The organism is Streptomyces sp. NBC_00358, assembly GCF_036099295.1.
Taxonomy (GTDB): domain Bacteria; phylum Actinomycetota; class Actinomycetes; order Streptomycetales; family Streptomycetaceae; genus Streptomyces.
On sequence record NZ_CP107976.1, the window covers coordinates 7,877,288 to 7,892,105 of the forward strand.

Annotated in this window: 5 protein-coding genes; 4 read left to right on the forward strand and 1 reads right to left on the reverse strand. The window is 72.4% G+C overall.

All coding sequences use genetic code 11. The annotated features are described in order from the left end of the window. Window positions 1-8: 8 nt before the first annotated feature. The 4 genes from OHT01_RS33720 (at window position 9) to OHT01_RS33735 (ending at window position 12,234) form a co-directional block, all read left to right on the forward strand. Complete coding sequence (locus OHT01_RS33720) at window positions 9-9,782, forward strand: non-ribosomal peptide synthetase (RefSeq protein WP_328556883.1); 9,774 nt, start codon at window positions 9-11, stop codon at window positions 9,780-9,782. A 126-nt stretch (window positions 9,783-9,908) separates the two neighbouring features. Beyond that, window positions 9,909-11,213: an MFS transporter gene (locus tag OHT01_RS33725; protein WP_328556884.1), complete on the forward strand. Its 1,305-nt coding sequence runs from the start codon at window positions 9,909-9,911 to the stop codon at window positions 11,211-11,213. A 186-nt stretch (window positions 11,214-11,399) separates the two neighbouring features. After that, window positions 11,400-12,080 carry a hypothetical protein gene (locus OHT01_RS33730; RefSeq protein WP_328556885.1) on the forward strand — a complete coding sequence of 227 codons (681 nt, stop codon included), beginning with the start codon at window positions 11,400-11,402 and terminating at the stop codon, window positions 12,078-12,080. A gap of 4 nt (window positions 12,081-12,084) precedes the next feature. Further along, the gene (locus OHT01_RS33735; RefSeq protein ID WP_328556886.1) at window positions 12,085-12,234 is read left to right on the forward strand and encodes a hypothetical protein; all 150 of its coding nucleotides are present in this window, start codon (window positions 12,085-12,087) and stop codon (window positions 12,232-12,234) included. Window positions 12,235-12,363: 129 nt separating this feature from the next. Here the strand turns inward: OHT01_RS33735 and OHT01_RS33740 are convergent, their stop codons facing one another. Beyond that, window positions 12,364-14,523: a BTAD domain-containing putative transcriptional regulator gene (locus OHT01_RS33740; protein ID WP_328556887.1), complete on the reverse strand. Its 2,160-nt coding sequence runs from the start codon at window positions 14,521-14,523 to the stop codon at window positions 12,364-12,366. Between the last annotated feature and the right edge of the window lie 295 nt (window positions 14,524-14,818).

Sequence of the window (14,818 nt, forward strand, 5' to 3'; positions counted from 1 at the left end):
AACTCCCCATGAGCGTCACCCCGCAGACCCGACCCGTCGACACCGCACCCGGGGCCGCCGGGCCGCCGACACCCTCGCAGAGCCTGCCGCTGTCGGTCGGCCAGGAGGCCATCTGGATCGGCTGGCAACTCGACCCGCAGCAGTGGACCCACATCATCCCCACCCCCTTCCGGGTCCACAGCACCCTGGACCCGGCCCGCCTGCGCGAGGCTGTCGACGCCCTCGGGGACGCCTATCCGCAGCTGCGGGCCCGGGTGGTCGGCGCCGCGGACGGCCTGCGGCTCGACTGGTCCAACGCGCCCCGGATTCCCGTCACCGAACACATCGCCGACGGTCCGCTCGACGAGGCCGTGCGCCGTACCTGGCAGCGCCCCTTCGACCTGGTGTCCGGCCCGCTCGCCAGGGTCGACGTGGTGCACGGCCCCGACTGGACGGTGCTGCTGGTGGCCGTGCACCACCTGGTGTACGACGGCGCCTCCGTCCTCACCCTGCTCGACGGACTCCGTGAGGCCTACGCCGGACTGCCGGTGCGCCCCGACGACCACCGGGAACCGCTCGCGGACTTTGCCCGCAGGTCACGCGAACTGGCCGACACACCGGCCGGTGACACCCAGCGTGCACACTGGCGCGAGGCCCTGCGGGACGTACCCGTCCTTGAACTCCCGGCCACCGTCGACGAACTGCGGTACACCAGCCACAGCGACGCCGTCGACTCACAGCTGGCCGACCGTCTGCGGGCCCGCGCCGGGGAACTGGGCGTTTCCTACTTCACGGTCCTCTACGCGGCATATCTGGCCGTGCTGCGCCGCTGGACCGGCCAGGACGACCTGGTGGCGACCATCCCCTTCCACGGACGCACCGACCCCGCGCTGAGGGAGAAGGTCGGCTACTTCGTCAACGCCCTGCCGGTCCGGCACCGCATCCCGGCCACGGCGACCTGCGCACAGCTGGTCCACGAGGTGCGGGGCACCGTCAAGGAGGCCCTCGCGCACGGCGAACTCCCGCTGCCGGCCATCCTGCGCGCCGCCGGTCTGACCGGACCCGACGCCCACGCCCGGACCCACCGCACTGTCTTCCAGTACTGGCACGCCGGGCTGCGCGCCGACGTGGACGTCCAGCGGCTGGAGCTGAAGGCGGGCGACACCTCGTGCACCCTGAGCCTGCTCGACATGGAGAGCAGTGCCGATTACGCGCTGGCCGTCATGGTCCGCGAGGACTCCGGCGGCACCCATGTGCTGTGGAAGGACCCGGCCGGCACTGTCGGTCCGACCGTGCTGCAGGCCATGAACCAGGACTACCGGCAGGTGCTGGAGACCCTCGCCGACGCCCCGCACACGCCCCTCGCACACTTCGCCGACCGCATCGACACCCCGGCAGGCCCGGTCTCCGCCGAGCGGCTCGCCGCACTGGCCGCGGGCCACCCCGCAGTCGCGGCCGCCGTCGCCACCCCGGCCTGCGGTGACGCGGACGCCGCCGTCCGGGTACGCACGAACGGGCCGGTCGACGCGGACGAGCTGACGACGTTCGTGTCCGACGCCTGGCAGGGCACGGCGCCCCGGGTGCGGTGGAGCTTCGCCACCGATCCCGGGGACCGCGCGCGTGACGCCGAGGCGGACGCTGCTGCGGCCGGTACCGGGCGGGCGTCGACGGTCGAGGTGCTGGTGGAGCTGTGGCAGGAGGAGCTGGGGGTTGACGACGTCGGTGTCGACGACTCGTTCTTCGAGCTGGGCGGACACTCGCTGCTCGCGGCGTCACTGGTGGGTGCCGTGTCGCGGCGGTTCGGCTGCGAGGTGCTGCTGCGCGGGCTGTTCGAGTTCCCGCGGCTGGGCGACTTCGCCGCTCACGTCGACGAACTGCTCGGCCATCACAACGGGGAGCCTGTCGGTCAGGGAGCCGTGGCGGCGGATCCCGGCGTGTCCGCTGCACCGCAGGACGCACTGCGGGACGCAACTCAGGGCTCAACTCACGGCGCACCACAGGACGTTCTCCAGGACGCACCGCGAAACGGCACCGTCGTGGCCGACGGCCCGGCGCCGGACGTCGCGGCCGAGGACTCCTTCGCGGCATCGAGTTTCCAGGAGCGCATCTGGCTCGCCGAGCGCCTGGACCCCGTCAAGGCCACGTACAACGTGCCGTTGGTGTGGCGGATCCCCGGACGCATGGACGCCACGGTGCTCGCCCGTGCCCTGGCCCTGCTGGTGGCACGCCACGAAATCCTGCGCACCGCGTTCACCGAGCGGGACGGCCGGCTGCGGCAGACCGTGGGTGAGCCGTGGCGGCCGCACCTCGACACGCTCGACCTGCGCGACACCGCCGACCGCGACGGTGCGCTGAACGCCTGGCTCGACGCCGCCGCGCACCACCCCTTCGCCCCTTCCTCGGGCCGGTTGCTCACGGCGGGTCTGGCGGAACTCGGCGACGCGGAACAGATCCTCTGCGTCGTCCTGCACCACCTGGTGTGGGACGGCGAGTCCGCCGAGGTGTTCTTGCGTGAACTGGACGAGTGCTACCGCGAGGCCGCCACACCGGCACCGGCGGCGGCTCCGTCCCTGGTTCCGGTTCCGTCTTCGGGTCCGGTCCCGGCCGCGGTCCCGGTGGAAGCCACGCACCTGCGGCCCGCCAGCGCCCATCAGGAACGCATGGGATTCATCGATCAGTTCGAGAAGGGGGTGGTCTATCCGACCGCCCCCGTCTACCACAACCTCCCGCTCTTCCTCCGGCTCGACCGCGTGCCCGACCCCGAGGAACTGGCCCTCGCCGTCACCCGGCTGGAACGCGCGCACGAGGCGCTGCGTACCAACCTCCTGCTCACCGAGGGACGCACCGTCCAGCAGATCACCGACGGCACCCGCGTCAGCCCGTGCTGGTTCGACACCGTGCCGGTCAGTGCCGCCGAACCACCGGCAGCGCTGCGCGCATGGGCGGCCGAGCCCTTCGACCTGGCAGCCGAGCCCCTGTTCAAGGTGGCCGCGCAGCCCGCCGAGGACGGCACCGGCTGGCTGGTGCTGACCGGTCACCAGGCGGTCGTGGACCGCATCGCCCTGACCGTGGCCGCCCGCGAACTGCTCGCGGCGCTCGCCGGCGAGGAGCCTGCCACCAGCAGCTATTGGTCCTGGCTGGAGGGGATCTCGCCTGAGGCGAAGGAGCGGGATCTTGCGGTACGGGCCGAGGCACTGCGCGGGGACACCGACCCGCTGCCGTTGCCGGAGCGCCGTACCCGCGCGGCCATCCACGTGTACGAGGAACAGTCCGTCCCGCTGACCGTTCCGCAGGCCGCCGTGGTCCGGGACTTCGCCGACGCGCACGGCCTGACCGGTGAAGACGTCCTGCTCGGCGTCTTCACGGCGCTGCTCGGCTGGTACTCCGGCCGGCAGGAGATGATCCTCGGCGTCGCGCACGCCGCCCGCACCGGCTCGGACGCCGGGATCGTGGGCCCGCTGGCCAACCTGCTGCCGCTGCGGCTGTCGGCCCCGGTCGGCGACTCCTTCACCCGTATCGCCGTCGACACGGCACGGGAACTCGCCGGCGCCCGCGCCCGTGGCCTCGCCCCCTTCGACGAACTCGTCAAGCGCGTCGACCCGGCCAAGGACATGAGCCGTACCGCCCTGTTCGACGTGCTCTTCTGCTACGCGGACGGTCCGCGGGAACTCGCGCTGCCCGACGGATCCCGGGCCGCCCTGGTCGAACTGGGCTCCGGCTACGGCAAGTACGACCTCACGCTCTTCCTGCGGCCCGGCGACGACGGGTTCGACGGCCGCCTGGTGTTCAACGGCCGGTACTTCGACGAGGCGCAGATGACCGCTCTCGCCGAGCACTACGTCAACCTGCTCGACGCCCTGCTGAGCACCCCGGACGCCCCCGTCGGCGACGCCGACCCGCTCACCCGGCGCGAACGGGAGACCCAGCTGCGGGTGTGGAACGCCACCGACGCGGACTACCCGCAGGCCACGCTGCACGCACTGATACGCGCCCAGGCGGAGGTCCGGGGCTCCGCGACGGCCCTGACCGACGCGGGCCGGCACCTCAGCTACCGCGAACTCCTCGACCGGGCCACCGCGTTGGCGCGCAGGCTGGTCGCCGAGGGAGTGAGTCCCGGCGAACTCGTGGCGTTGCTGCTGCCCCGCGGTGCCCGGCAGGTCGAGGCGATGCTCGCGGTCCTGCTGGCCGGTGCCGCGTACCTGCCGGTGGACCCGACAGTCCCGGCCGACCGCAAGACGTTCATCCTGAGCGACTCCGGGACGCGCTGGGCGCTCGTCGACGGCGAGGCCAAGGACCAGCCCGGTCTCACCGGGTTCGGGGGACAGGTGGTGGCCCTGGACGAGCAGGTGACCGATGTCCCGGCCGACGCCCCCGCACTGCCTGAAGTGCCGCTCGACGCGCCCGCGTACTGCATCTACACCTCCGGCACCACCGGTCGCCCCAAGGGTGTGACGGTCAGCCATCGCAACGCGGTCCGGCTGATCGACAACGACCGCTTCCCGTTCGCGTTCGGGCCCGACGACGTGTGGACGCTGTTCCACAGCTACGCCTTCGACTTCTCGGTGTGGGAGGTGTTCTGCGGCCTGGCGCACGGAGGCCGGGTGGTGATCGTCGCCGACGAACAGGCCCGCGACGCCCGCCAGTTCTGGCAGCTGATGCGGCGCGAGCGCGTCACCGTGCTCAACCAGACGCCCAGCGCCTTCCGCCAGTTGCTGAGTGTCGAGGAGGAACCGGCGCCCCTTGACCACCTGCGCTGCGTGATCTTCGGCGGCGAGAAGCTGCAACCCGCCATGCTGCGCGGCTGGCTGGAGCGCCGTCCGCACGTGCGCCTGGTGAACATGTACGGCATCACCGAGACCACCGTGCACGTCACCTTCCGTACCGTCACCCGTGCCGACGCGGAATCGGACACCAGCGTCATCGGCACGCCGATCCCCACCACCACGGTCCACCTGGTCGACCCGCTGACCCGGCGGCGGCTGCTGCCCGTCGGCGCGGTCGGCGAGATGCTGGTCGGCGGAGCGGGCGTCACCGACGGCTACCTGGGACGGCCCGAGCTGACCGCCGAGCGCTTCGTGGCAAACCCGTTCGGCTCCGGCACCCTGTTTCGTACCGGCGACCTGGCCCGCTACCGCACCGACGGCACGCTGGAGTTCCTCGGCCGGGCCGACTCCCAGGTGCAGTTGCGCGGCTACCGCATCGAGCCCGGCGAGATCGAGAGCTGCCTGCGGGAGCACCCCGGCGTCGGCGAAGCCGTCGTCCAGCTCGAGGACGACCGCCTCGTGGCCTACGTTCAGCCGCGCGCCGAGGCGCCGGGTGCGGCACAGCTGCGGGTGCACCTGGCGGCGAAGCTGCCCGAGTACATGATTCCTGCGCACTATCGCTCCGTCACCGAGATCCCGCTGACGGCCAACGGCAAACTGGACCTTGACCGACTGCGCGGGCTCGGAACCTCGCTGGCCACCTCCTCGTCCCGCGAACCTGCCACGCCGACGGCACGGATCGTTGCCGCCGCCTGGGCCGAACTCCTGGGTGTGGAACGGGTTTCGGCCGACGACTCCTTCTTCGGGCTCGGCGGACACTCGATGCTGGCCGTCCGTCTGCTGGGCCGGCTGGGACGGCAGTTCGGCCTCATCCTGCCGCTGCGCGTCCTGTTCGAGTACCCGAGCCTGCAGGACTTCGCCGACCACATCGACGCCGAGGGCGGATGCCCGGCCGACGGCGTGGAAACGGCCACGCACCCCACCGGACCGGAGGCCGACGGCACGCCGGCCGCCGGCTTCCAGAAACGGATCTGGCTGGCCGAACGCGCCGACCCCGACTCCGCCCGCTACAACGTGGTCCTCGCCTGGCGGTCCCCGGCCGCCCTGGACCCCGGCCGGCTGCGCGCGGCGATGGCCAGTCTGGTGGCCCGGCACGAGATCCTGCGCACCCGGTTCGTCGAGAAGGGCGACCAGCTCCTTCAGGTCGTCGGCGCGCCGTGGACGCCGGAACCCGAACGGCTCGACCTGCGCCACGCCGCCGACCCCGACGCGGGCTTGCGCGAGTGGCTCGACGAAGCCGCCGCCCGCCCCTTTGACCCGGCTTCCGGCCAGCTGCTGCGATGGGCCCTGGCCGATCTGGGCGACCGGGGCTGGGCCCTGCTGTGGTGCCTGCACCACCTCGTCGTGGACGGCGAGTCCGTCCCGGTGATGCTGGCCGACCTGGAGCACGGCTACCGCACGGACGGCCCCCCGGCCGCTGCCCCGGTGCAGTACCGCGAGTGGGTCGCCGACCGGCAGGCCGAACGTGATGCGCCCGGCCACGCGGCGGGCCTCGCCCACTGGAGCGAGCGGCTCGCCGGCGCCCCCGCCTACCCGCGGCTGTCCGAGCCCGACGCCGCGGAACCGCACGGTGCGGTGGCCGCCGTGCTGCCCGCCGACACCCTGGACCGGCTGCGGCGGGTGCAGAACGAGCAGGGCGTGTCGTGGTTCATGGTGGTGTCCACCGTGCTCGCCGCGGTGCTGCACCGGTGGTCCGGAGACCAGGACATCACCTTCGGTGTGCCGGTCTCGGTCCGCGACCGCGCCCGCTTCGGCACGCTCGTCGGCCCCTGCCTCAACACCCTCGTCCTGCGGTCCGACCCCGGACCCGACGCCTCGTTGGGCGATCTGCTGCGGTCCATGCGCACCGAGGTGCTCGGCGCCTTCGAGCACCAGGGTGTGCCGTTCGAGGACGTCATCGAGCGGCTTCAGCCCGAGCGTCGGGCAGGACGCACCCCGTACACCGATGTCACCCTCAACATGAACCTGCTCAGCGGGCGGCGCACCTCACTGGGCGACGTGGAGCTGAACCCGCTGTTCTTCGAGTCGTTCTGGCGTCAGGAGACGAAGTTCGGCCTGACGGTGACCCTCTCCGAACAGGACGGTCGGCTCACCGGCGTCTTCTCCTACCGGGGGGACCGCTTCACCGCGGCGGACGTACGCACCCTCGCCGACAGTTTCGGCCGGCTGCTCGCGGCATTCCCCACCGCTCTCGACCGTCCGCTGCACGACGTACCCGTCACGTCCGCAGAGCCGCGGACCGGCCAGGACCTCGCGCAGCAGTCCGCGCAGCTCACCGCCCTGTCGGACCAACGGCGCCCGCAGTACCGGGACTTCGTGGCCGCCCAGGAAGCGGAGCGTGACGGCGGGCAGCGCGCCGCGGCCCTCCGCCACTTCGCCGGACGGCTCGCCGGGGCACCGGAGTACCTCGACTTCCCCGCGCCGTCGGCCGCGGGCCCCAACGGGACCGTACCCGTGGCGCTCCCGGACGGCTTGCGTGAGCGGCTGCGCCCCCTGCAGGACGCCGGTTTCTCGGTCTACCTGGCGGCCGCCGCGGCCCTCGCGGTCACGTTGCACCGCTGGACCGGGCAGGACGACATCGTGTTCGCCACTCCGCTCGCCAACCGCGAACGGCCCGAGTTCACCGAGTTGCTGGGCCCGTGCCTGAACACGGTGGTCCTGCGCTCGCAGCCGGCTGAGGGCGCCCGGGTGCGGGATCTGCTGGAGTCGGTGCGCGGCGAACTGCTCGGCGCCTTCGAGCACGGCAGCGCGCCCTTCGAGGACGTCGTAGACGCGCTCAGGCCTGCCCGCCGACCCGGCCGCACCCCGTACGCGGACGTCACGCTCAGCCTGGAGACGACGGCGCCACAACCGCCGTCTGTCGGTGGACATCGCCTCCAGCCCTTCGTCCACGACCGCGCCGGTGCAGCCTTCGTGGGCAAGCTCGGTCTCACGGTCGTGGTGTCGCTGACCGGCGACAAGCTCGGCGTCGCAGTGTCCTACCGCGGTGACCGGTACCGGCGGGAGGACGTCGAAGACTTCGCCGCCCTGCTTGGCCGGGCCCTGACGGTGCTGCCCGGCAGCCTGGACGAGCCGCTCGCCGCACTCGACCTGGTCGGCGACGACCGCGACCGGCTGCTCGGCCGGGAGTGCGGACCCCGGGCCGCCCCCGCCACCAGCGTGCCGCAGCTCGTCGCCCGGTGGTGCCGTGAGCGACCCGACAGCCCGGCCGTGGAGTCCTCGCGCGGAACGCTCAGTTACCGAAGGCTCGAACAGCGGGCGGACGCCCTCGCGGCCAGGATCAGGCCGTACGTGCACGGCGCTGACCCCGTCGTCGCGCTGATGCTGGACCGTGGCGAGGACTTCGTCGTGGCGATGCTCGCCGTCTGGCGGGCCGGTGCCGCGTTCTGCCCCGTGGAGCCCGGACAGCCCGACACGCGCGTCGACTTCATCCTCGGCGACGTGCGCGCCTGCGTGGTGGTCACCGCCGGACCGCAGGACCCCGCACACCGGCGGCTCGCCGAGCACGGCGCCACCGTCCTCGCGGTGGACGCACCGGCCGACGCGGCACATGTCCCGGCCACCGCTGCCCTCCCGGACCCGGAGTCGACGGCATACGTCATCTACACCTCGGGCACCACGGGCAGCCCCAAGGGCGTAGTGGTCCGGCACCGCAGCGTGGCCCAAGTCGCCCTGTGGGGGGCCGAGTCGTTCGCCCTCGGTACCCAGGACCGGGTTGCCCAGCTGTTCAGCCCCGGCTTCGACGCCTCGCAGTGGGACGTGTGGAGCGCCCTGGGCTCCGGCGGCTGCCTGGTCCCGTACGAGGCGCGGCGCCTGGACATCCCGGGGCTGGCCGACTGGCTCGACCAGCAGCGGATATCGGTGTGCCTGGTGATGACCCCGGTCGCGGAGGCCGTCTGGGCCAGCTCGGCCGTACAGCCGCAGTCGCTGCGCTGGATGCTCGTCGGCGGCGGCGCCCTGACCCGGCGGCCACCGGCCAGCCTGCCGTACCGGGTACGCAACGTGTACGGGCCCACAGAGACCACCATCTTCGCGCTCAGCGGTGATCTCCGGCACGACGGCGACGGGCCGCTCAACAACCTCGGCCACCCGCTCTCCGGCGTACGGGTCCATGTGCTCGACCCGCACGGCAACCGGTGCCCAGCCGGTGTGGTCGGTGAGATCTGCGTCGCAGGGGCAGGCGTCGCGGTGGGCTACTGGCGCCGGCCCGAACTGACCGCGGACCGCTTCCGCGCCGGCACGCCCGACGGCACCCCCGGTCCCGTGTACCGGACCGGGGACCTGGGACGTCGGCTGCCGGACGGCTCGATCGAGTACCGGGGCCGCGCCGACCGGCAGTTGAAGATCCGCGGCTACCGGATCGAGCCCGGCGAGATCGAGGCCGCCCTGCTCAGGCAGGACAGCGTGGGCCAGGCCCTCGTGCACGGCGACCCGTCCCGTACCCCCGCCCTGGTCGCCTATCTGGTGCCCGTTGGCAGTGAACGGCCAGGCGCTGCAACGGTGTTGGAGCATCTGCGCTCCCACGTACCGTCTTACATGGTTCCCGAGGCCGTCGTCTGGCTGGACGTAGTGCCGGTCACGGCCAACGGCAAGGTCGACGAGAGCAGGCTGCCGGTCCCCGGACGGCAGGATCTGGCGTCGGCCGCCACCTGGGTCGCGCCCGACGGAGACCTGCAGCAGCGCATCGCCGGCCACTGGGAAGAGGTGTTGAGCACGACGCAGGTCGGCGCGCACGACAACTTCTTCGACCTGGGCGGCAATTCACTGACCCTGGCCACCCTGCACTCCCGGCTGGTGGCGGACCTGGGGCGCCCGCTGGCAATGGTCCAGCTCTTCGAGCACCCCACCGTCGCCGCGCTCGCCGGACTGCTCGGTGAGGCCGGAGCTCCGGCCCCCGTACCCGGCCGGGATCGGGCCATGGACCGGGTGACCCGGGCCCGGCAGGCGGCGGCGGTCCTGCGCGCCCGGCGGGGCCGGTAGGACCGGGCAATTCCCCAGGGCGGGCGGCGACTTGAGGGCGCCGCCCGCCCCGGGCCACGACGTGAGGGCCGCCGCACCGCGCAGTACGTACCGCTGCGGCCGCAGGACGAACGAGGGAGGAACGACATGGTGGCATCCACGACGACCGAGCCGCAGCCCGGGACCGGTCCCCAGGACACCGGGCCCGGCCAGGGCGCCCGTCTGAAGGCCCTGCGGGTACTGCTGTGCGCGGAGGTCCTGTCGATGACGGGTTCCCAGCTCAGCGCTGTCGCCCTGCCCTGGTTCATCCTGGAGACCACCGGCTCGCCCGCCTTCATGAGCCGTGTCATGGCCGCGCAGATGGTGGCCGTGGTGGTCTTCGGCGTCATGGGCGCCGCGCTGGCGGGGCGTCTCGGACCGAGGCGGGTGATGCTCATCTCGGACACCGCGCGGGGCCCGCTCGTCGCTCTGGTACCGGTCCTGCACCACTGGGGACTGCTGCCGATGCCTCTGTTCATGGCCATCCTCTTCGCGGTCGGTGCCTTCTTCGCGCCGTACGTGGCCAGTCAGCAGGCCGTGCTCCCGGCGCTGGTCGGTGACGACGAGACGATGCTGAGCACCGCCAACGCCCGGCTGCAGGGCGCCACCCGGCTCACCATCCTGCTGGGTCCGCCGCTGGCTGGCCTGCTGATCGCCGGGCTCGGGGCCCCCGTCGTGCTCTTCCTCGATGCCGTCAGCTACCTGGCCGCCGCGTTGCTCGTCCGCTGGGGACTGCCCGGCCACCTGGTCACCCGGCGCCAACCGGACCGGGGCAGGCTGCGCGACAGTCTCCGGGTCCTGGTGAAGAACCGCATGCTCACCTTCTGGTCGCTGGCCCAGGCACTTGGAGAGATGGGCTGGCAGGCGATGTTCGCGCTGATCCCGGTCTTCGCGCTGCTGCGCTACGACGGCTCCTCGGCCCTGGCCGGCACACTGCTGGGAGCCTTCGGCGGCGGTGCGCTGGCCGGCACCCTGCTCGTCAAACCCGCCCTGCGCCGGGTCTCCAGCATGCGGCTGGCCGTCGTCGGACGGGTCGGACAAGGGCTGTTGTTCCTGGCCCTGCTGCTGCCCCTGAACGCGCTGGGACTTGCCGCGTTCCTTTGCGCGGTCGGCCTGCTGAACGGGATCTCCAACGCCCCGATGATTGCGGTGCGCACCACCCTCATCCCGGAGAGGCTGCGATCGATGACCCTGACGGTGATCGCCGCCTTCGCACTGTCCGGCGGCTCGCTGGGCCTCGCGGTTTCCGGGACGGCGGTGGAATCGCTCGGCCTGTCCAGGACGTTCACCGTACTGGTCGTGCTCCAGGCGTGCGGCACCCTGCTCTTCCTGCTCGGCCTGACCGCCGCGCCCCGCACGACCAGGTCCGGTGACAGGGCGGGCGGTCAGGAACAGCAGGCGGTGAGCGGGTGAGACGGCGGATCCGGTGCACGGGGCCGTCGGCTCACCTGCCGCAGCGGCGCGAGGACAGCGGGGCGCCCCGGCCCGCCCCGACACCCCGCTCGTGGCGCTGCACAGGTACCCGGTGCGCATCGGGTACGACCTCGGGCGGCCCGCCGGAGCCGAGCAGTTCGGCACACAATCGCCCGGCGGGGAGCCGTGCGTCGAGATACACGGCTCGCCGCGGCGGCGGACCTCGGTGAGCAACTCCTCAAGCGTGGCCCGCGCGTCTTCGTCGAGACCGGCGAGATGCTGTGCCTCGGCCATGAACCCCAGATGCAGCGGAAGCCGCAGCAGCGTCCGGGAACTCCGAAGCCGCTCGATCGCCGAGGTGAGGCGGACGATGCCGCTCTCGGCGTCGCCCAGATGGGTCACGGCCCAGCCCTGGCAGACCTCCAGCATCGCCTGCCAGTAGCGCAGCCCGTACCGTGCCGCGACCTCCGCCCCTCGCACGCTGGAGCGTTCCGCCCCCTCCGCGTCGCCCTCCAGGGCAGTCAGCACCGCTTCCACGTACAGCGCGAAGGTCTGGTCGGAGGGACGGCTTCCGGAGCCCGTCAGCGCGAGGAGCTCCTGGCGCCGCCGCGTGGCGGCCTGCCGGTCGCCGAGCAGCCAGTGGGTCAGCGTGTTGCAGGAACGGCACGAGACCCGGGGGTCGTGCTGGAAGATCGTCGAGAGCTGCGGTCCGCCCAGCGGGAAGAGCCGGTCCGCCAGTGCGACGCCGCGTTCCAGTTCCTCCAGTGCCGCTCTCGGACGCCCCTGCACATGCAGCACCACGCCGGTGCCGTAGGACGCGCCGAGCACGGCCACCGGGTCCTGGCCGATGGCGGCCAACTGGCGTAACCGGGTGGAGAATTCGAGCGATTCGTCGTACCTGCCGGTCACCAGGTGCGCGGTGCACAGCGACCACAGCACCGACGGATGGTCCGCCGTGCCGGTCACGGCGTTCAGCTCCCGGCTGCGGCTGAGCGCGCGTTCGGCCTCCGCGTCGCCGTAGCCGCAGGTGGTCGCCAGGATCTGCCCCAGCTGCACATGCAGACGGCGCCCGATGTCGGGCGGCGAGGGCGCGTCCACCGGCAGTTTCTCGCTGAGCGCCAGCGCGCGACGCAGCCACGTCTCCGCCTGTTCATAGGCGAGCCGGTGCTCTGTCTGCTCCGCGGCCTCGAGCAAACAGCGGCAGGATGTCGGGGGGCGGCAGTTCGCCCTCCGCCCGCCAGGCATGATGGGCCGTCCGCTCCGCATCCGGCCGGCTGGCGCCGCCGCTGGTCAGGGCCCGCGCCATGGTGGCGTGCAGCCGGGCACGCTCCTGCGATGGCAACTCGTCGTAGAGCGTCTCCTGAACCAGGGCGTGGGTGAAGTACACCCGGCCGGGCGTACACGGATCCTCCCGTAGCAGTTGCGCGCGCACCGCCGCGTCCATCGCGGCGGCTACCGGCAACTCCGCTGCCAGCGCCGCGTCCACCAGGCCCGTGTCGACCTCGGTGCCCAGGACGGCGCAGGCCTGCAGCAGGCGCAGTGACTCGGCGGGCAGCGTGGCGAAACGCTGCCGCAGCACCTCCCGGACCCCGGTCGGCACCCGCGCCAGCAGCAGACGCGTCGCCTGTGGCTCGTGCAGGTCCTCGGCATCACCGAGCAGTGACAGCAGCTGGGTGACGAAGTACGGGTTGCCCTTGCTGCGTTCGTACAGCATCCGCACCAGCGCGGACCCGACCGCGGCGCTGCCGGTCTCGTTGCGTACGAGCGTGCCCACCGTCTCCTCCGACAGGCCGGTGAGCCGCACGGTGGTGGTGCGCGGGTTCCTGAGCACTTCGCCGAGCGTGCGCTGCAGCAGTGGGGTCACCTCGATGTCGGCGTCCCGCGCGGTCACCACGATGCCGAGGGAGCGCCGTGGATGCCGGGTGGCCAGCAGCCGCAGCAGGTCCAGTGAGGGGGCGTCGGCCCAGTGCAGGTCCTCCAGCAGCAGCGTCAGCGGATGCTTCGCCGCCACCGCGAGCAGGACCTCGCACACCGCGTCGTAGGTCCGGAACCGCTCCTGCGCCCACGGGGCGTCCTGGCCGGCACCGGTGTCCCCGGTGACCAGCAGCTCGGGCATCAGCGGCGACAACGGCTGCCGGAACGGGGCGGCGGCGGCCTCGAAGGTGTCCGGGAAGGCAGCGGCCAACTGGCGCAGAACCTGGGCCCACAGCCAGTTCGGCGGCATGGGCCCGGGCAGACAGTGGCCCCAGACGACGTACGGTCCGGTGCCTGCCGGACGCCGGTCGAGTTCCATCAGCAGCCTGGTCTTGCCGATCCCGGCCTCGCCCATGACCAGGGTCAGCCGGCCCTGCCCGCTCGCGGTGTCCGCCACCAGTGCGCACAGGGCGGACAGTTCCTTCTCCCTTCCAAGCAGCGCGTGTTCGCCGCTGGGGGGCGGGCCCGGTGAACCGGCGGCGCCCGCATCCACGGCGCCGGCCGAAGGCTCTGCGGCGGGGGCCGGTGTGCTTGGCGGCGGGGGATCGGGAGGCCCCTGCGGTCGGCGGTTGCTCCGGTGTTCCGGCACGGCAGCGGGCCGAGGCGCCATGTGCCCGCCGAGGATGGCGTCGTGCAGGGACCGGAGCTGCCCGCCGATCGTGATGCCGAGTTCCTCGTCGAGACTGGCCCGCGTCCGCTCGTAGACGTGCAGCGCCTCGGCCTGCCGTCCGAGCCGGTACAACGCTGTCATCAGCTGGCCCACGAGCCCTTCGCGCAACGGGTATGTACCGGCCTCCCGTTGCAGGTCGGCCACGGCCGCCTCGGGTTCGCCCATGTCCAGGTACGCGTCGGCGCGAGTCTCCACCGCTGAGAGACGCAACTGCTCCAGACGGGCGCTCTCCTCGGCGAGCGGACCGTAGTCCGCCAGGTCGAGGAACGGCGGTCCCTGCCACAGATCCAGCGCCTCGGTCAGACGGGCCCGGGCCCCCGGGCTGTCGTCCGCGGACCGCAGGCGCCGCCCCTCGCCCACGAGCCGCTCGAAGTGGCAGGCATCCACCTGTCGCGGGTCCACGTCGAGTACGTAGCCCGAGGCGTGGTAGCGAACCAGACCGGCCGGGTCCTGGCCGGGCAGCCCGGCGGCAAGAGCGTTGCGCAGGTGGGAGACGTAGCTCTGCAGCGACGCCTTGGAGTGTCTCGGGGGCCGCGCTCCCCACAGTTCCTCGATGAGCTGCCCGGCCGGAACCGTCTTGCCCAGGCGTATCAGCAGCAGTCCGAGCAGTGCACGGCGCCGGGGAGGCCCCAGCGGGAACTCTCCGGTCGCGGTCCGCGCCGACATCCGCCCCAGAATCTGTAACTGCGGCCAGCGCGGCGTGTGTTGCGGTGCCCCCTCCGCGTGCTTGACGGGTTGGGTCAACTGTTCCGGATCCCTGGTGCCGAATTCGTTCCTCACGTGTCCCATCGGTCCCACCGGTGCTCCCCGACCCCCGAACGAAGCATGTGATATGTGCCTTTCCCTTCCGGTAAGAGATGTATGTCGTGATGCAACCAGTCGTGGATCTTGGCGCGGAGCGCAGAGGCGACCCAGGAATCCCCGCCCTTGGGCGATGCCCGGGCAGAGCGATAGAGCCGCG